Here is an 18,080-nt window from a genome sequence, read left to right on the forward strand (position 1 = left end):
GTCACTCCTTGTGACTGGGCTGGTGGGGGCTGAGTCCTGCTTCCGCCAACGCATGGGCGAGGTCGGTGCTGTTCTCCTCGGCCATGGCCAGCAGTGGCGGGCGGACCTGTCCACCCGGTTGACCGAGGAGGTTCATCGCAGCTTTGAGCTGCGAGGTGGGGGAGGCGAACTTCGAGCTGTAGTCGTTGTTGACCAGCACGGAGACCAGGCGCGCGTACCGGGTGCCGTGTTCTCGGGCGGCCTCGAGATTGCCGGCGAAGACCTCGTTGTAGAACGGGACGGCGAAAGGAGCACCGAGCCCGCCGCCGTCGATGTTCCCGTCTCCGCCCACGCCGAGCATGAAGGCCATCCCGCGTGGGTGGATGAACCGGCCGAAGGCGCGCACCCGATCGGCCACGGCCTCCACGGTTTCCATGCACTTCAGCTCGTCGCCGGTGCTGTCCTTGATGGCCACCACGTGCGGCAGGTCCGCCAGGAGCGAGGCCGTCTCCACCGAGATGTCCACGGCGGTGCCACGGGGCCAGTTGTACGCCATCCAGGGGATCTCGACGGCGTTCGTGACCGTCTCGTAGAAGGCGTAGATCTCGTCCTGGGACGGGTGGGCGTACGGGGGAGGGGTGGCCAGCGCGCCATCCGCGCCGATCGCCTTGACCTCGCGGGCGAGTTCGATGGTCTCGCCCGGGGTGTACGTGGTGCATCCGATGACCACCGGGATTCGGCCGGCGACCGTGGCCACGGCGATCTCGGCCACCCGCCGGCGCTCTGCCCGGGTCTGGGAGAACCACTCGCCGGTGGTCCCGTTGATCAGCACGCCATGAACGCCCTGGTCGACGTACAGCGCCAACAGCCGCACCAGGCCGTCCTCATCGAGTTGCCCGCCGGCTGTGTAGGGCGTCGGGGCGGCGGGCCAGTAGCCGCGCCACGGCACATCGCTTCGCTGCATGGGGTCCTCACTGACTATTGGGATCGATCCCAAGAATGAAAGCAGGATCATGACACGGCGTCAAGCACTCCACCCACGGTAGGCGTAGATACGCTAGCGTTATCAGCGGAAAGTCGAGATGAGTCTGGAGTTGGATCAATGGCATCGATCCCAAAGCGGAGGGCAACGCTGCTCGACGTGGCTGCCGCTGCTGGCGTTTCGCGCAGTACGGCGAGCCGGGTGCTCAGTGGTGAGGGGGCGGTATCCGCCGGCACCGAGGAGCGCGTGCGGGCCGCGGCGGCGGAGGTCGGGTACCTGCTGAACAGCGCTGCGCGCACGTTGCGGACCAGCCGCACCATGCTCACCGGGCTGGTCCTGAACAACCTGGTGAACGCCACGTTTCATGTGGTGGCCGAGATCGTGCAGCAGCGGCTCGCGCAGGACGGGTATCGGATGATCCTCTGCGTCACGGGCGGGCAGGCCGAGGAGGAGGCCGAGTACCTCACCACGCTCGCCGAGCAGGGGGTGGACGGGATCATCGTGGTGGGCAGCGGCGCGAACATCGAGCAGCTGAACGCAATCCACCGGGCCGGTACCGGGATCGTGAACCTGATCCGGGCCGGTAAGGGCGCGCCGGGGGACCGGGTACTCGCCTCAGACCGGGACGGTGCGGTACTGGCCACGGAAGAGCTGCTCGAGCTGGGCCATCGCCGGATCGGCTACATCGGGGGACCGGCGCAGACGAACTCCGGACGTGAACGCTTCCAGGGCTACCAGAACACGATGCACGCCGCCGGCCTGTTCGCCGAGGACCTGGTGCTGCGTGGGCCGTTCAGCCCCGACTTCGGTGCGGAAGCGATCCAGCAGATGCTGCGGGTGCCGGAGCCACCCACCGCGGTGTACGTGGCCAACCACGAGGCATCCTTCGGTGCGCTGCCGACGCTGCGCGACCTGCAGGTGCGCCTACCTGCCGACCTTTCCCTGATCGCCCACGACGAACCCTCCTGGTTCCAGTACTGGGACCCGGCGGTGAGCATCGTGGACAGCGGACCGGTGGAGCTGGCCGAACTCGCCGCGACCCGACTGATCGCCGCCATGCGGCCAGGCGGGTTGGCAGAGCGGCCGCGGGAGTTCCGGGTGGGCGCCCGGCTGGTGACGCGTGGGTCGAGTGCGGCGCTAGGGTCTTGAGTGGGCCCGGTCAGGGCTGTTCAGATTGAAGCGGCGAAGGTGAGGCCCTTCATCATGGGCTGGCGTCAACTGCCATCAGGACTGCCGCACGATCAGCTCGGGTGTCAGCAGCACGCTCTGGACTTCGGTGTCGCCGTCAAGCTTGCGGATCAGCGCGTCAGCGCTCAAGCGACCGATCTGCTCGGCGCTGATCGCCACTGTGGTCAGTGGGGGCTCCCAGAGCTGCGCCTCGAGAAGGTCGTCCGATCCGACGATGCAGGTGCGTTCCAGCAGACCAGGAGAGTGGTCCCGCAACGCCCGAGTGGCGCCGAACGCGATGGTGTCGTTGTGGAAGATCAGCGCTTCCGGCACCTGCCGCTCTTGGAGCAGCTGCGCCATACCGGTCCGGGCAGCCTGCGCTGTGAGGCTCGTGGGAACGTCGAACGACAGCTCGATGCCTTCCGCTGCCAGGACCTCCCGGACGCCGGACACGCGATCGGAGCGCAGCGTGAGCTCATGGGGTGCACCGAAATACCCCACAGACGTACAGCCACGTGCGACAACGTGCTTCGCTGCGAGTCGGCCGCTGAGCGGAATATCGGCAGTGACCGTGGTGAGTTGGCTGCCCTGCAGGGTGCGCATGCAGATGACCAGCGGAATGTCCAGCGTGGACAGCGTGGCGCGCAACGTCTGATCCGAAGCGACCGCCGGCATCACCGCCAGCGCATCCACGCCACGCTCCAGCAGTGCCCGGATCAGCGCATCCTGCCGGTCGGGATCCTCATAGGAGTGCACCGACAGCGCGGTGAACCCACGGGCGACCAGGGTGAGGTCGAAGGCCTCGATGAACTGCCCCATGAAGACGTTGGCGGAATTCGGAGTAATGACTCCGATGGTGCGCGTGCTGCCCTCGCGCATCGCTGCCGCGCCGCGGTTGTAGACGTACCCTAGGCGCCTCATTGCCGATCGGACCCGCTCCCTCGTCGGCTCTGGGATGTGCCCGCCGCCCCGAAGCACCAGCGACACCGTCGACTTCGAGACCCCTGCCGCCACGGCAACGTCCTTCAAGGTGGGCCGTTTCGGCGCTGAGCTGTCTCCCTGCCCCACGCTCCGGTTCTGATCGTGTGCTGACACTGTCTTGATCCCTCGCTGTTCAGGACGATTCCTCGTCAGGCTAGCCCGCTCGTGAGAACGGACGACCGGATTCGTCGCACCCTCCGTCTTGACAACCCCGACTCGAGGGTTCAGGATTGCATCCTAGTGGAACGTTCCACTGAAAGCCATCTCCGTTAGTACCGCACCACAGGTCAAGGGTGACGATGAATGACTGAACCGCTTTCCCCGCCAAAGATCGCAGTCCGTGCAGTTGGCAAGTCTTTCCCCAGCAAGAACGAGGCTGTTGCTGTCCTTGATGAAATCAGCTTCGACGTACAAGCCGGTGAGTTCGTCGCCCTCCTGGGCCCCTCTGGGTGCGGAAAGTCGACTCTGTTGAGCATCATCTCTGGCCTTGCCGACGCCACAGCCGGGGAGGTTCGTCAGGATGGCGCCGCCATCAATGGGCCCGGACCCGAACGAGGTGTGCTTTTCCAGGACTACGCACTGTTCCCGTGGAAGACAGTTGAGCAGAATGTTGAGTACGGGCTCAAGCACGGCCCCAAGAACCGACGCCCAAGCAAGGAAGAGCGGGTCGCGACCGTCGAGCGTCTCATCGCGATGGTGGGGCTGGCCGGCTCGGAGCACAAGTATCCTCAGCAGCTCTCCGGCGGCATGCGGCAGCGTACGGCGCTGGCACGCCTCTGGGCACCGAACCCGGATGTGCTGCTCATGGACGAACCGCTGTCCGCCCTCGATGCGCAGACCCGGATGGTGATGCAGGACGAACTGCTGCGCATATGGGGCCAGGAGAAAGACTTCGCCGACCGGAAAACAACCATCTATGTCACCCACGCCATCGATGAAGCCGTATTTCTGGCGGATCGTGTGGTGGTGATGTCCACGAAGCCTGGCCGTGTCCGCGAGATCATTGATATCGATCTCCCGTGGCCCCGAAATAGCGACGTTCGCACTGATCCCCGTTTCGATGAGCTCCACAACAAGATATGGGATCTCATTCGCGAAGAGGCCTACAACGCGACCCTCGCTTCCTAGTGCAAAGAAGAGGTCAATCATGAACAACATTCCACGCCGCAGTGTTCTTGCTGGTCTTGCTGCTGTCCCTGTCGTCGGCCTTGCCGCGTGTGGGAGTGACGGAGCAGGCTCCTCGGGCGGGACTTCCCTCGGGGTCTCCGTGGGACGTCAGCCCTACGCTGCCGGAAACTCACCCATCACCCAGTACATGTTCGAGAACCAACTGTTCGAGGAGGCTGCCGCAGAGTACGGCTACGACCTCACTGTCGAGTACCAGGACTTCCCGTCAGCCGCGCCCCAGGTAGAGGCCATGTTGGCCGACCGCCTCGACTTCGGCATGTGGGGCAACACCCCGGTGGTTCGCTCGAGCGCTCAGGACCAAGCGGTCAGCGTCATCGGCGTCGGTGAGGGTTCCATGCGGTTCCTGCTGGTGACCCGCAAGGACTCCGGGATCACCGACATCGCACACCTCGAGGGTAAGAGTGTCGGGGTGACCATCGGTGGCGATCCGCACCTGTGCCTGTTGCAGATGCTCGAAGCGGAGCTGGGCACCAACGACGTCGAGGCCCTGGGCATCTCTCTGGTGGATACCCCGTCGCCCGCCGCCGCTGCGCAGGTGCCACAAGGCGTCGACGCCACCATCACGATCCACCCGGCCTACCTGGCGGAGATCGCACAGAACGACAACGTCATTGCCGTGGCGAACAGCTACGGCCAGACCGAGGATGGCTACTCCGGCGAGCTGGGCGAGGGCGCTGGGCATCACTACCCGAGCGCGGACGAGTCCACGTTCGCACCCGAAGGTTTCTACGCTCACCGGTCCTTCTGGGTGACGCGTGACGCGATGATCGACGAACATCCCGACGTTGTCTCCGCCTTCCTGCAAGCCCAGCAGACGGCGATCTCCGCGCTGATGGAGATGGAGGGAGCCGACGTCGCCAGTCTGGTCACCGAGTACTGGGGCGAGGACGTCGAGGCCGGTGCCCGGATCGTCGAGGACGAGTTGCTCTTCCGTCGCGGCTGGCCCTGGGCCACGAACGGCGACGGGCAGGTCCTGTTGAAGCTGTCGGAGTCGCTGCACACGGCTGAGGTCATCGACGCACCGCTGACCTGGGAGGACACGGTCGCCATCTTCGAGCAGGCGAGCGAGCCCGCCGGGACGGCGTATGACAGCGCCGAGTCGGCGCCGGCACCTGAGGAGTTCGAAGTCACCGATACCGATGACGCCCGTGGCGCGCCGCAGTGGGAGCTGGACGGCTGGGAGGCGCCGTGACCGACGAAACGAGCCGCGATGGATGAGCAGGAGATGCTCCCGCCCATCTGCCAGACGTCAGTGGAGTCCCACCAGTGAACCGAACTCTCACCCGTGTGTGGTGGTACCTGCGTGCTCTTCTCCCAGCAATCGTGCTGTGGCAGATCATCGCCATGGTTACCGCGAACCCGGTGATCCTGCCGACGCCGGTCGTGGTCGCGGAGTCGTTGGCGGCGATGATCAGTGACGGAACGCTGACCGAGGCCACAGGTATCAGCCTGAGACGACTCGCCATCGCCTACCTCCTGGCCGTCGTGAGCTGTGTGCCCCTCGGTCTCCTCATGGGCATGTCCAGAACCCTGCGCGACGTCATCGACCCAGTAGTGGAGATGCTGCGACCGATCTCCGGCATCGCCTGGATCCCGCTCGCTCTGGTGCTCTTCGGCTTCGGCGACACCTTGGTGCTGTTCATCATCTTCTACGGCGCCGCGTTCCCGATCCTGCTCAACACCATCGCCGGCGTAAGGGAAGTGGACACGAACCTGGTGAACTCCGCGAGGACCTTCGGCACTCCCCGGCTCGGGGTGGTCACCCAGGTGATCCTGCCGGGCGCGCTGCCCACGATCTTCGTCGGGCTCCGTCTGGGTCTGGGCACAGCGTGGATGTCTCTGGTTGCGGCCGAGCTCATCGGCGCAGGCTCGGGGCTCGGCTACCAGCTGTCCTTCGCGCGGCAGATGCTGATGTCGGCGGAGATGATGGCCGGCATCGTCGTGATCGGCATCCTCGGCGCCCTGAGCAGCTTCCTCATCACCGGCTTGCAGCACGTCATCGCCCCCTGGTCGGCGAAGGAGGCCGCGTGAATCGCACCGACAACTCGCCCTTCGTGCGGCGCCTCGCTCTCGGCACGGTCGCGATCGTCGCCCTGGTTCTGCTGTGGTGGTACCTGACCCGCAGCACAGAGGCCAATGTGCCCCGGCCGCTGGACGTCCTGGCAGAGGGCCGAGACATGATCATCGACGGCACCCTGCTGGGGTCGCTGCTGACCAGCCTCGTCCGGGTTGCGGCAGGGTTCGTGATCGCCTTGGTCGTCGGATCCGTGGCCGGGATCGTGATGGCCCGCTCGCGGGTGATCTATCAGGTGCTCGACCCACTGATCGAGACGGTCCGGCCGATCGCGCCGGTCGCCCTGGTGCCGTTGGCGATCCTCTGGCTCGGCACGGGTTCCGAGACCGCCATCGCGATCATCGCCTACGCAGCGTTCTTCCCCGTCGTGCTCAACGCCTATGCGGCCGTGCGGGACATGGGGGAGTCGCTGATCAACGCCGCTCGAACGTTCGGTAGCTCCCGTATGGACGTCGTCTTCCAGGTGATCCTGCCCGGCGCCGTGCCCGGTCTGCTGGTCGGGGCGCGTCTGGCGATCGGACTGGGTTGGGCGGCGGTCATTGCCGCCGAGCTGGCCGTCGGCGTCGGCGTGGGCAGCACCAGCGGCATCGGCCAGCTGATGTTCAAGTTCTACCAGTTCGAGGCAGACCCGAACCCGATTGTCGTCTGCATGATCGCCGTCGGGCTCGTCGGCATCGCGCTCGACGCGCTCCTGCGCGAGACCGGCCGACTCCTGATGCCGTGGCGCAGTGACTCTCGCCGGCCACGCCGCCAGCGAACCCGGGTCGCCGCCTGACCACCCTCACGCACAACCGAAGGAACACGAAACAGCAATGACCAGACGGACCGATTCATCCGCCGACGCCGACTCCCGCACCGTCGGAAAGACGTACGCCGACACCGAACCCTGGTGGGAGGAGCCGACCCGCCCGCCGGCCGGCAGCCCGGATGTCATCGTGATCGTGCTCGACGACGTGGGCTTTGGCAGCTTCGGATGCTACGGCTCCGAGATCGACACCCCGAACATCGATGCGCTGGCTGCCGGGGGCATGCAGTACAGCAACTTCCATGCCACCGCGCTCTGCTCACCGACGCGCGCCTCCCTGCTGACCGGCCGCAACCACCACTCCATCGGCATGTCCCTGCTCTCGAACGCGGACAGTGGCTACCCGAGCAAGCGCGGGGCGGTCACCCGCAGGTCTGCGACCATCGCCGAGACGCTGCGGGAGAACGGCTACTCCACGGCCGCCTTCGGTAAGTGGCACCTCACCCCGATGGATCAGACCTCCAGCGTCGGGCCGTTCGAGCACTGGCCGCTGGGGCGTGGCTTCGACCGCTTCTACGGCTTCATCGAGGGCCTGAACGACCATTTCTACCCGGAGCTGGTGCGGGACAACTCTCGGGTACCTGCCCCGAAGACGCCCGAGAAGGGCTACCACCTCAGCGAGGATCTGGTTGACGAGGCGATCGGTTTCCTCGCCGACCAGAAGTCCCTCGCACCGGACAAGCCCTACTTCATGTACCTCGCGTTCGGCGCCGCACACACCCCGCACCAGGCGCCCCTGGAGTACCTCGAGAAGTACCGCGGCCGTTACGACCACGGTTGGGACGCCGTCCGCGAGGAGCGCCTGAAGAAGCAGAAGCAGCTGGGCCTGGTTCCGGCGGAGACCGAGCTCGCCCCCCGTAACGACGGCGTCCAGGCGTGGGACGACCTCACCGACGACGACCGCCGCGTGATGGCGCGGATGCAGGAGGCCTTTGCGGCCATGGTGGACCACACCGATGCTCAGATCGGCCGCCTGCGGGCGCGACTCGACGAGCTCGGCACCGCGGAGAACACCCTGATCGTCCTGATGTCGGACAACGGGGCGAGCCAGGAAGGCGGTCTGGACGGGACCACCAATACGATCGCGTTCGAGAACGGCGACGCCGTCAGCACCGCCCAGAACCTCAAGGATCTGGACGACATCGGCGGCTCTCGCAACCACACGAACTACCCGCACGGCTGGGCGCAGGCGGGCAACACCCCGCTGAAGCGGTACAAGCAGAACGTGCACGCCGGGGGCATCCGGGTGCCGATGGTGATGAGCTGGCCCGCGGCTGCGCGGGACGACTCTACGCCGATGCGCCACCAGTTCCACAGCGTGATCGACATCGCCCCGACCATTTTCGAGGCGACCGGCGCCGTGATCCCAGAGACCTACCAGGGGGTCGAGCAGATGCCGATCCACGGCGAATCGATGTCGTACACCTTCGCCGAGGCGGAGGCGCCGAGCGTGCGGCACACGCAGTACTTCGAGATGTACGGCCACCGGGCGATCTGGCACGACGGCTGGAAGGCGGTGGCCTACCACGAGCGGCACAGCCGCTATGAGGACGACGTCTGGGAGCTGTATCACCTGGAGGCGGACTTCTCCGAGTGCCACGACCTGGCGCAGGCAGAGCCGAAGCGGCTGGCGGACCTGATCGAGCGCTGGTGGGCGGAGGCCGAGCGTTACGGCGTGTTCCCGCTGGACGATCGCAACTTCGCCGAGCGGGCCGCGAAGTACCACTCACCGGTCTCGCCCCGGCGCTTCCGCTCCTACCGGCTCCACCGCGGGATGAGCCTGGTCCCCGGCGGCGTGACCCCGCTGATCTACGACCGCTCCTACGATCTGCTCGCCCGCGTCGAAGCCACCTCGCTGGACAGCGGTGTGCTCCTGGCTCAGGGCGACGTGAACGGCGGGCACATCCTGTACGTGCACGAGGGTGCCCTGCACTACGAGTACAACCACCAGGGCACGCGGTACCGCAGCTCGGGGATCCTGCCCGCCGGCGCGATCGCGGAATTCGGGGTTCGCGTGATCAAGACCGGCGAGCGGCAGGCCCGCACCGAACTGGTCTGCAACGGCGCGATCATCGGCAACGGCGAGATCGCTTCGACGGCGCGCTACCTGATCGGCTGGCAGGGGCTTACTGTGGGGCATACGGAAGGATCCCCGGTCACCTGGGATGTCGACCTCGCCGGCGGCTTCCCGTTCACGGGAACTCTCAGCGTGGTCGATGTGGAGCTGCACCCCGACGGCCCGCACGACGTGCACGAGGTCATCGACTGAGCAGCGCTGGGTGAGCGCACCGGCACCGACCGTCACCGGTGCGCTCACCGTGTACTAGCTGGGGCTTCTCCTGCTCGACGGCGCATCTCGCCGGGAGTGCACCAAGGAGCGTGGCACAGTCGGTACAGTTGGCATCCTTCGACTATCAGGTACGGGAAGTACTTGACGTACTTACCCATCCAAGCGGATCATGGATTCATGGACACGTCCGCACGAGTCACCCGCCACTTCCCGTCGTACACGCACACGCGCGAGCACCTGCGCGATGTGCTGGATGCTGCCGGTTCGGGTCTCGTCACGTCGGTCACCAGGGGCAGCGACAAATTTGTGGTCGTGCGTGCCGAGCAACAGCGCAGGATGCTCTCGCTGCTTCGTCCTGCTGACGCTCAAGTCGTGGCGGAAGGCGGTGGGTGGGCCGTCATCTTCCCGGGATTGCCGGTACACGGCGACGCTGAAACGTTCGATGGTGCCGTTGACGACGCGCTCGGCGCACTGCGCGAGTATGCGGAAGCGTGGAATGACCACCTCCACACCGCTCCGAATCACGTGGACAACCGCGCGGTGGTCGAGCTCATTGAGTTGTCCTCCGACGGTGAACTGCGAGCGTGGGTGCTCGGCGGGGAGGAACCGCGCGTCGAGGCAGGCGCGTGAATCCGGGGAGCCGCCGCGACCACAACAAGTTCTGCATGACGGAAGGCTGGACGCGAGTCGGCAATGCGCGTGGTAAGAAGGCAAGCCACCACGTCACCTACGAATTTCCCCTGCCAGACGGACGGGTGCTACGGACCCGCATCTCGCATCCGGTCAACGCAGCGACCTACGGCGCCAGCCTGTGGGCTCACATCCTCCGGGAACAATTGGATGTCACCGAGGCCGAGTTCTGGGCCTGCGTGAAGGACGGTGCGCGACCATCTCGCGGGTCGGCACCCGCGGCCCGTGAGGATGCCCTCCCGGCAGGCCTTGCCTGGCAACTCATCCACTCGGCCGGAGTTCCGGAGGCGGAGGTCGCCACGATGACCCGGGCTGAGGCGATCGAGCGCATGAACGAGTTCTGGGCGAAGCCTGCGGACGGCTGACCGACATCGACGGCGGGTTTGGTCAATCAGCAATCAGGCATTTTGCGATGGGCGACTCCGTTCGATCCCCGCCGGTGCCCGTGAGGGCATCAGGCCTTCACCCACGTCGGAGTCCCGAACGCCCACTGGTCGTTGGTCTGCCGCACGCGCACGTGGTACCAGTCGCGTCCCGCAGGTTCGCGCACGTCCTCAACGTCGACCTCTAGCTCCCGCTCACCATCTGCGACGGCGCGGTGGAACTGGAACGCCGGGCTGACGAACCCCGCGGTGTAGCCGGACCGCGGGCCCGAACGGAGTTCACCCACGGTGTACGCCTTGCGCACGCCGTTCACCACGGCGCGCACCACGGTGCGATCGGTGCCGGACACCCGGAGCACCAGCTGTTGGGTCGCGTCGGTCATCACGGTCGGGTTGGCCACGGTGCGGGTCCGCAAGCGGACCGTGTTCGTCGCGGTTCGCTCCCACGAGCTGAAGGCATAGGCCGACGGCGGTGGGCTGAGCGGGTCGACGATGTCGATCCCGCGTAGTCGCGGCTCCACCTCGGTGAGCGTCCCGTTCTCGATCTCGAGCTGCACGTCCCAGTCGGTGGTCGTTCCGGCCTGCCCCCACCCCACGCTCAAACTGACCAGACCGCTGAAGACCGACCCAGCCTGCGCCGTCGGGCCGGTTCCGGACCAGACCACCTCCCCGTTGCGGACCACCTCCACCAGATCGATCCGGTCCCGCGCGGTGATGCTCGCGCGCACGCGCCGCTGGCGGGTCGCTGGTGCGAGTCCGCCCATCGGTACCCCGTTGACGGCGGAGTGAGCGTGGTGGAACGGACCCCGCGATTGTCACCGGCGGGATCTAGCGTGAGGGCCCTTCGACGACCCCATCCAGACCTGTCCAGAATCGAGGCCCGCGAGGTGGCCCACTGCGCCGAACCACCGTTGTCCTACACCGGCCGACTGCCGCTTAGCACCACCCGTTCTGGAGCGTTTGTCTTTGACCGCAGCGACGCTCTCATTCCTGTGGGCTACGTGCGACCTGGTCGTGGATATCGATCCGCGCTGCGGACCCTTTACACAGCGCGCGCGGATAAGGACGGCAAGGTGGTCTCGGTTACCGAATCGCTTTCGTGGAGAGTGGTCGGAACCAGTCCGAACGGAAAGCCGTACACGCGTTGGTTCCCCAGCGCGATCACAGTACTGCGCCGTTTGCCGACAGGCCGCCAGGCGATCTTTCGTCGTGTCTGGTCACGTTCGGGTCAACGACGTTTCGGGTTCGCGTTCTACGCCGGTGACGAGACCATTTCTGACGCGCTCCGGGACCTAGCCGGTGAGCTGCTGGGCCCAGCGCCACACTTCCTCGAGATGCACCCTCTGCTTGGCGAGCACGATCGCCTGACCATCCAACACCAGACCTTCACTCGCAACTTCTGGAGGGTAGACAACATCCCCGACCTGACTCGGAACCTTTTCGGTGCTTCCCGCTACCGCAAGGATCTCGTCAAAGCTGTTGCTCGGGCGCGTCCGCTGGGCTTGTTCGCGGCTTGGTCGATGCGCGGACTGGTACCAACTGACTGGGTCATTACGCTGCTGCAACGTCACACTGCAACTGCTGAAGACCACCGTCTCGACGGGTGGGTCCGCCAGGTACCTCAGAGCGACCTAAGACCGCACCTTCGCGGTCTGGATGAGGTGACCCTGCGCCGGTTGACCCGTAACGTCACTGGCTTGACGAGCCAGCAGATAAGAGATCTGACTTGGATGCAGGTTGCCCCACCCGTGCGGCTACGGACATGGGAGGAACTGCATGACCACACCGCTCGGATCGACAACCTCGCCCGGCGGGCTCGCCAGAGGATGCGCTCGGCCGGCTCCGAGGTCCACGATCGCGCGCGCATCGATAGCGAGCGGTCAGCGTTGACGGGAATCACCGAGCGTGGGCTGCGAGTCTTCACCGCCACCGAACCTGAGACCCTCCTGGACTGGGGACGTGCCGCGCGAAACTGTATCTCGTCCTATGAGCAGGGACTGCTCTATGGGACGGTGCACCTGCTCGGGATCTACGACGGCGGGGCGCTCGTGGCCAACGCCGAGATCGAACCCGGCCCGCCGCCAAACCTCCGTCAGCTGCTCGGTCGCTTCAACAAGCATCTACCACGGGAGCAGCACGATGACATCGTCGCTTTCCTGACCGGCCGTGGCGTCGACTGCAGCGGGACCTATGAGGGCCGCATCGGCTGCACCGCAGCGTGATGTGTTAAGGGAATTGTCGGGTCTTCGGGGTAAAATACCGACTTTCGGTTCCATCTAGATCTCGTAGAACACGATTGTCTCGCTGCGTTGCTCACTTTCCCACGGTCGCGCAACAGATGCGCACCGGCGAGCTGTATTCGCGACGCGAACGGCCCTGCGGTGTCGGTGCCTCGTTGTACGGTGGGCGCATGCCAGCTACCCCGCCTCCCGATGGCCTACAGCCGCCAGAATGGGTCCTCGACAAACTCAAGGACCAGACACGCGAGTCCTACATCACCGATCATGGCTTCGACACGAACCAGTTGCGGCTGGACTGGTGGCAGAGGGAACTCGACAGGGTGGAGACGTGGCCGAAGGGCCGGTTCAAGGTCAGTGTCGACCCGAACGACCGCGGCGCCGCTCGGCTCACTCGCGGCGACCTATTCGAACTGGCGCGAGACGCGAAGTCCGACGACGACGTCCTCAACCTGCTCTGGCATGTGGTGATCTGGGGCAGTGGGAAGTTCGTCCGAAACAACCGCAGACGCATCAATTCCTTCGTCCAGGCGGAGGACGAACACAGGAACGTCAACCTACTGCGCGATGCTGCCGCGGCCGCCCGAGAGGGCGATGCCCGCACCGCCTACTCCACCCTGATCCGGCGAGGCGGCGGCGAGGTCAGTGGCCTGGGCCCAGCTTTCTACACGAAGTTCCTCTACTTCAACAGCGACCAGGACAGTGAGCGCATTTGCCCGATTTTGGATGCCCGCGTCGCCAAGGCCCTCTACGACCCCACGATCGGCTGGGACATCCACCCCTCATCGCGCAAGAAGGCCAGCCGAACCGCGTTTAGTGCCAACTGGTATACGGACACGTACGTGGACTACTGCTACCTGCTGCGCTCTTGGGCCAAGACGGCATCTGCTGATATTGGCCGGTTAGTAGTGGCGGATGAGATCGAGTTCGGGCTCTTCGATGGACCCCCGAAGCGCTGACCGCTCGCTCTGCCCAGATGGCTCAACATCGGGAGCGCGCGCTGTGTAGGTGTCGCCGGAGACGCACCCGAGCGGGTATCTGCCCCGGTCTCGCGACCTGTGGAGACCATGCTTTTGGCTCACAACGTAGTTGCTGTCAAGGGACATCCCATTGTCCATTGACAATCGTCGGCGACCCGAATTTGCGGGGGCTGTGGTTTCGCCCGAGTTCGACGGAGTCTGGTCGATCCGCAATCACTCCACGTCGAGCCCCATGCATCTGATCAAGACGTCCTGGCGGGCCCGACCCACCGAAGCGGTAGACGCTGCCACGACCCGACGGGTGCCAGCTCCCGGTCTGGCCGCGAGCCACAGTTCCGATCGGTGGCCCCCACAGTCTCAAATGGCCACGAGACTCCCACCACTTCGTGTGGCTGCGTGTCAGACCTCCCACGCTTCATCGCTTCGAAACTGCTCGATGACGATCCGATGATCTTTGAGCTCCGAGAATGGATTCTTGGTTGCCAGCGTGGTGATCGCGGATAGCACATCGGTCACCGCCTGCTGGTTTTGTGACGCCAGAGCAACGTCGAGCCGGGCGAAGAGGTCCTCGAACGCGCTTCGTCGCTCGTCGAACACTAGGTCCAGGGAGCGGAGCAGAAAGTCCCGCTGTGCTTCGATTCCAGCGATGGCCGTGTCGCGCTGTGCGTTGACGGTCGTGACGGCGACCTTTGTCTTGCGCTCTTCCTCCAGCCACTTCGAGACCGATTCGACGACAGTGGTGAACGCCCTGAACATGTCAGAGGCTGGAATCTGGTTGTTTCCTGCAAACTTACTTGTCACCGGTACCTCGCAACGATCTGGATTGACGCTTCTGTCAATTGACCGTCTTCGTCGATGACAGCCACCTTGAGGATCTCACGCAGTGCTCGGATCAACGTTACAACCCGGAGTAGTTGTGGGCCGTGAGCATCAGGGTCGAAGTCCAATCCTTCGAGTTCGCTGAGCGCGTCTTCGGTTCGGGTCGCGGTTGCGCTGAGCACGTCGCGGAGTTCGTTCACGCGGTCGCCGATGCGAAGGGTCAGATCGCCGGCTGCCTGCATGGACTCGATTTGCACCCGCGCCTCAGCGGCGTTCTCTGCGACCTTTCGACGTCGGCGTGTCCCAGACCAAGCGAGGGTTGTGCCGGCCACGACTGCAGCCGGGGCCGCGATGATGAAACCGAGGACGATCGTCCCACCCGCCACACCGGCCCCGCCGGCGGCGATCGGTCCGCCGCCGAGCCAAGCAAGGGTAGCGTTCTGTGCGGCGACACCGCTGAGGCTCGAGATTGCAGTGCCGGTGCTCGCTGAAGCCAGTGAGCCGACTCCCCATAGGGCTGCTGCCTGCGCTGAGAAGCCAGCTGCGCCCGCGGAAGCAACGCTGGTGATCCCTCCGGCTGCCTGCTGTAGGTCGAACTTCAGGACCTTCAGTGTCGGGACTGTCAACTCGATGCCGTCTACTACCTGCCCGTCCAGACGCCGGACCAGCTTCTGGTGGCTCTCGAGCCACCGTACGAATCGGCCGATCGTCTGCCCCTGTACCTGGAGCTGACGGTTCCCATAGTCGGTCACTGTCTGGTTGGTAGCGGTCTGAATGCGCTCAAGCTCACCCAGAGCTTCTGCGTGCATTTCGACCACGGCCCCTTGTTCGCGGTGCGCTACGACGTGTTGTTGGACACCGCGCGCAGCCGCACCGGCGCCGGCGACAACTACGGCGCCGAGGCCAACAACTACGAGGGGGATAGGCATAGGGGCACCTTTCGGGAATGAGGCGAGCATACTGACCGAACTCGGAGCCTGTGTTCAGTCCCGATAGTTCAGATGTTCCCATGCACCAGTGACAAGCGAGGGCGCTTCTGACACTTTTCCGGCCTTCTGCGAGTTAGCTTCCGACGACCGGGGGCCCAGATCAATCCGCAACCGCTCCACGTCCGGCCCCAGGTACCGGACGAGGTCCTCCTGCCGCGGCTGGCCCATCACGAACCGGTAGGCGCCCAGCGTGGTCTGCAGCTGCTCGTACTGCTTCGCCTCACGGCTAAGCGGCATCGCGGGCACGTAGCGGTCGATCGTGGCGCCACCCGGCAGCGGGAACACCCAGTACGGGTTGATCAGCGAGTCGCCTTCGGGGCGATCCGCCTCGGCGGCATCGAAGACCGCCTGCCACGGGTCGGTCCCGGATGGCGTCACCGCCTTAGCACCGTGGACCGCCGCCACGTTCTTGCGCACCGCATGTCCCTTGTACCGATGCACCCGCCCCTCGCGCTGCTCCAGGTCCACCGGGTTGCTCGGCAGGTTCCAGTGCACCACCGCATGGGAGTACGTATGGAAGTCCAGACCCTCCTGACCCACCGACGTGCTCGCGAGCACGAACGGCCAGAACGGCGACGTGTACCCGTCGTGCACCGTCGCCTCCCGTGCCTCCGCCTTCTCGTCCGAGGCCGCTCGCCCGAACCGCGCCGCCACGTGCGACCTGACATTCCGCTCCGTCACCGAGATCCGCCCGCCACGCACGCGCACATCGTGCACCACGTTGCGCACCGCCCGCACCGACGCCGCCATTCCGATCCGCTCGGCCAGCATCCGCGCCCGCTCGGCCGGCGAGGCTCCGGCCAGCGCTTAGGACTCGGCTCGAAGGCGGCCGTCAGCTCCCCGTCCGAACGCCAGCTGCTTCTGCCTTTGGACCGCCACGGAGTCACCTCGATGACCGTTCTCTCTTCCCCCACGGGCGCAGTAGGCACCCCGACCACGACGCGCCGCCCACTTGTAGAGGCGCGGTGCGAATCCCGCAAGAGCACGCATCATCCTCGACTAGGCTCGGATGCGTCCAACAAGATCGCGAATTGCTGAACGGGAGGCTGCACAGGCGTGTCCGAACCTTGACTGTCAGCCGACTACTTCGGCGTAACGAAGGACATGGCCCACTCGTGGATCTCCGACAGGGCGACGCCGGCCCAGAAGGTCGACCGCCTCGCGGTGGCCCACGCCAGCGAAGTCGCTGCACGGCTTGGCTCGGGCCGTGCCGATGCCCCCGCAGGGGAGGGTCCGCTGGGCTGATCCACCTCCGTCTGTCACACGTGTCGGACGGCTCCGATATCCTGATCTACTTTGCTATTCGCCCGGAGGAGGTGCCCATCATGGGGGAGTCGCCGCGCTACGCGCTCTCATTCACCAGCGGTGCCCTCCTGGTGCGCGAAGCGCTCGTGGCCGCGCCTCTCTACCTGCGCGAGCATGACTGGGCCACGGTCCGACGGTTGATCGAGGAGGACAACCTCCTCCAGACCCGCACCCGCTCATCTGGCTCCCGTCTCGCCCGCGAAATTGTCCAGCGCCTCTCGGTTCTCAGCGACACCGAGCTGGAGTTGCTCATCGACGCGACACCCACCGAACGCGGCTGCCTCATGTGGGCCGCGACCTGCCGCCGCTATGACCTGATAGGTGAGTTCGCCGAAGAGGTCCTGCACGAGCGGTTCCTCGTGCTCGGCACGACCCTCGACTACGACGACTTCGACAGCTTCATCCGGGGCAAGGCCCTCTGGCATGAAGAAGTGGCCAACCTCAAGGAATCAACGTTGCGAAAGCTCCGCTCCAACGTGTTCAGGATGCTCGTCGAGTCAGGCCTGTTGTCCGAAGACGGGCGTATCGTCCAAGCAGTCTTGTCGGCTCACCTCGCACACACCCTCGCTAGCGACATCCGCTTCTTCCCGTCGAGAGGTGTTGTATGAGCAAAGCACTCGACCTGCACCAGCAGGAGGAGCACCTATTCGCCGTCCTTAGCGGTAGGCGATTCCTCCAGATGGAGGGCCTCAGCAACGAGGTCCCGTTCTTCATCTACCCCTATCCGCCTGAGTCCGCACTCGCCGTCGCACAGGCGAAGAAGCGTGTGAAGAACAAGCTCAGCCAGAAGGGCATCACAGTGCGCGAGGTCAATCTCTACGACTTGGCGGTGGAGATCCTCAAGGACCGCGGCGTGTGGGAGCGTGTACTCGCGGTCGAGGCTGACACAGACAAGGAAGACTTCCGCGAGATGCTCCAAGCGATGCTGGACCCGCAACTCCACATCGCTCCGGCCATCCGGTCCAAGATCGAGGACGTCGACTTCGACATCTTGTTCCTCACCGGGATCGGCGAAGTCTTCCCCTTCATCCGGTCCCACAACGTGCTCAACAACCTCCAGAGCGTCGTGACCGGCAAGCCCATGCTCATGTTCTTCCCCGGCCGCTACGAGCAGTCCGACACCCTCGGTTCCTCGCTCGTGCTCTTTGGACGGTTGAAGGACGACCAGTACTACCGAGCCAAGGACATCCTGGAACAGGAAGCGTGACCCG

18 protein-coding genes are annotated in these 18,080 nt (G+C 65.3%); 12 read left to right on the forward strand and 6 right to left on the reverse strand.

Annotated features, from left to right (window positions below; translation table 11 throughout):
* Nucleotide 1 precedes the first annotated feature (1 nt).
* Nucleotides 2–943, reverse strand: a complete 942-nt coding sequence (locus FU260_RS11465; RefSeq protein WP_147917182.1) for a dihydrodipicolinate synthase family protein — start codon at nucleotides 941–943, stop codon at nucleotides 2–4.
* A 138-nt stretch (nucleotides 944–1,081) separates the two neighbouring features.
* Between FU260_RS11465 and FU260_RS11470 the strand changes: the two genes are divergently transcribed.
* Nucleotides 1,082–2,110 (forward strand): LacI family DNA-binding transcriptional regulator, encoded by a 1,029-nt coding sequence (locus tag FU260_RS11470; RefSeq protein ID WP_147917183.1) that lies wholly within the window; start codon nucleotides 1,082–1,084, stop codon nucleotides 2,108–2,110.
* Between the two features lie 75 nt (nucleotides 2,111–2,185).
* Here the strand turns inward: FU260_RS11470 and FU260_RS11475 are convergent, their stop codons facing one another.
* Complete coding sequence (locus FU260_RS11475; protein WP_168211751.1) at nucleotides 2,186–3,223, reverse strand: LacI family DNA-binding transcriptional regulator; 1,038 nt, start codon at nucleotides 3,221–3,223, stop codon at nucleotides 2,186–2,188.
* A 189-nt stretch (nucleotides 3,224–3,412) separates the two neighbouring features.
* On the opposite strand from FU260_RS11475, the gene FU260_RS11480 reads away from it, so the two are divergent.
* The 7 genes from FU260_RS11480 to FU260_RS11510 all read left to right on the forward strand — a co-directional run bounded on the left by FU260_RS11480 (nucleotide 3,413) and on the right by FU260_RS11510 (nucleotide 10,521).
* On the forward strand, nucleotides 3,413–4,237 hold the full coding sequence (locus FU260_RS11480; RefSeq protein ID WP_147917185.1) for an ABC transporter ATP-binding protein: 825 nt from the start codon (nucleotides 3,413–3,415) through the stop codon (nucleotides 4,235–4,237).
* A gap of 187 nt (nucleotides 4,238–4,424) precedes the next feature.
* Nucleotides 4,425–5,489 (forward strand): ABC transporter substrate-binding protein, encoded by a 1,065-nt coding sequence (locus tag FU260_RS11485; RefSeq protein WP_168211752.1) that lies wholly within the window; start codon nucleotides 4,425–4,427, stop codon nucleotides 5,487–5,489.
* A gap of 74 nt (nucleotides 5,490–5,563) precedes the next feature.
* The gene (locus FU260_RS11490; protein WP_147917187.1) at nucleotides 5,564–6,328 is read left to right on the forward strand and encodes an ABC transporter permease; all 765 of its coding nucleotides are present in this window, start codon (nucleotides 5,564–5,566) and stop codon (nucleotides 6,326–6,328) included.
* Entirely contained in the window at nucleotides 6,325–7,146 is an 822-nt protein-coding gene (locus tag FU260_RS11495) for an ABC transporter permease (protein WP_147917188.1), read from the forward strand. The genes FU260_RS11490 and FU260_RS11495 overlap by 4 nt, the downstream gene beginning before the upstream one ends.
* 37 nt (nucleotides 7,147–7,183) lie before the next feature.
* The gene (locus tag FU260_RS11500; protein ID WP_147917189.1) at nucleotides 7,184–9,445 is read left to right on the forward strand and encodes an arylsulfatase; all 2,262 of its coding nucleotides are present in this window, start codon (nucleotides 7,184–7,186) and stop codon (nucleotides 9,443–9,445) included.
* A 198-nt stretch (nucleotides 9,446–9,643) separates the two neighbouring features.
* Nucleotides 9,644–10,096 carry a prevent-host-death protein gene (locus FU260_RS11505; RefSeq protein WP_147917190.1) on the forward strand — a complete coding sequence of 151 codons (453 nt, stop codon included), beginning with the start codon at nucleotides 9,644–9,646 and terminating at the stop codon, nucleotides 10,094–10,096.
* 35 nt (nucleotides 10,097–10,131) lie between these two features.
* Nucleotides 10,132–10,521 (forward strand): cytotoxic translational repressor of toxin-antitoxin stability system, encoded by a 390-nt coding sequence (locus FU260_RS11510; protein ID WP_147917191.1) that lies wholly within the window; start codon nucleotides 10,132–10,134, stop codon nucleotides 10,519–10,521.
* Nucleotides 10,522–10,610: 89 nt separating this feature from the next.
* Here FU260_RS11510 and FU260_RS11515 read toward each other — a convergent pair whose 3' ends face one another.
* Nucleotides 10,611–11,303 (reverse strand): hypothetical protein, encoded by a 693-nt coding sequence (locus FU260_RS11515; protein WP_147917192.1) that lies wholly within the window; start codon nucleotides 11,301–11,303, stop codon nucleotides 10,611–10,613.
* 309 nt (nucleotides 11,304–11,612) lie between these two features.
* Between FU260_RS11515 and FU260_RS11520 the strand changes: the two genes are divergently transcribed.
* Both FU260_RS11520 and FU260_RS11525 read left to right on the forward strand, forming a co-directional pair.
* The gene (locus FU260_RS11520) at nucleotides 11,613–12,761 is read left to right on the forward strand and encodes a PcfJ domain-containing protein (RefSeq protein ID WP_147917193.1); all 1,149 of its coding nucleotides are present in this window, start codon (nucleotides 11,613–11,615) and stop codon (nucleotides 12,759–12,761) included.
* Nucleotides 12,762–12,949: 188 nt separating this feature from the next.
* Nucleotides 12,950–13,735: an 8-oxoguanine DNA glycosylase OGG fold protein gene (locus FU260_RS11525; protein ID WP_147917194.1), complete on the forward strand. Its 786-nt coding sequence runs from the start codon at nucleotides 12,950–12,952 to the stop codon at nucleotides 13,733–13,735.
* Between the two features lie 420 nt (nucleotides 13,736–14,155).
* Here FU260_RS11525 and FU260_RS11530 read toward each other — a convergent pair whose 3' ends face one another.
* Genes FU260_RS11530 through FU260_RS11540 form a run of 3 tightly spaced genes read right to left on the reverse strand, consistent with a single transcriptional unit; the run spans nucleotide 14,156 to nucleotide 16,335 of the window.
* A complete protein-coding gene (locus tag FU260_RS11530; protein WP_147917195.1) occupies nucleotides 14,156–14,512 on the reverse strand; it encodes a hypothetical protein in 357 nt (118 codons plus the stop codon).
* 41 nt (nucleotides 14,513–14,553) lie between these two features.
* Nucleotides 14,554–15,504, reverse strand: a complete 951-nt coding sequence (locus tag FU260_RS11535) for a hypothetical protein (RefSeq protein ID WP_147917196.1) — start codon at nucleotides 15,502–15,504, stop codon at nucleotides 14,554–14,556.
* A 54-nt stretch (nucleotides 15,505–15,558) separates the two neighbouring features.
* On the reverse strand, nucleotides 15,559–16,335 hold the full coding sequence (locus tag FU260_RS11540; protein ID WP_147917197.1) for a C-terminal helicase domain-containing protein: 777 nt from the start codon (nucleotides 16,333–16,335) through the stop codon (nucleotides 15,559–15,561).
* A gap of 494 nt (nucleotides 16,336–16,829) precedes the next feature.
* Between FU260_RS11540 and FU260_RS11550 the strand changes: the two genes are divergently transcribed.
* Together FU260_RS11550 and FU260_RS11555 are read left to right on the forward strand one after the other, a co-directional pair.
* On the forward strand, nucleotides 16,830–17,477 hold the full coding sequence (locus tag FU260_RS11550; protein ID WP_342355256.1) for a DUF1819 family protein: 648 nt from the start codon (nucleotides 16,830–16,832) through the stop codon (nucleotides 17,475–17,477).
* Nucleotides 17,474–18,076 (forward strand): DUF1788 domain-containing protein, encoded by a 603-nt coding sequence (locus tag FU260_RS11555; RefSeq protein WP_147917198.1) that lies wholly within the window; start codon nucleotides 17,474–17,476, stop codon nucleotides 18,074–18,076. Before FU260_RS11550 ends, FU260_RS11555 begins: the two co-directional genes overlap by 4 nt.
* Nucleotides 18,077–18,080 lie beyond the last annotated feature (4 nt).

This window comes from Ruania zhangjianzhongii, from assembly GCF_008000995.1.
Taxonomy (GTDB): Bacteria; Actinomycetota; Actinomycetes; order Actinomycetales; family Beutenbergiaceae; genus Ruania; species Ruania zhangjianzhongii.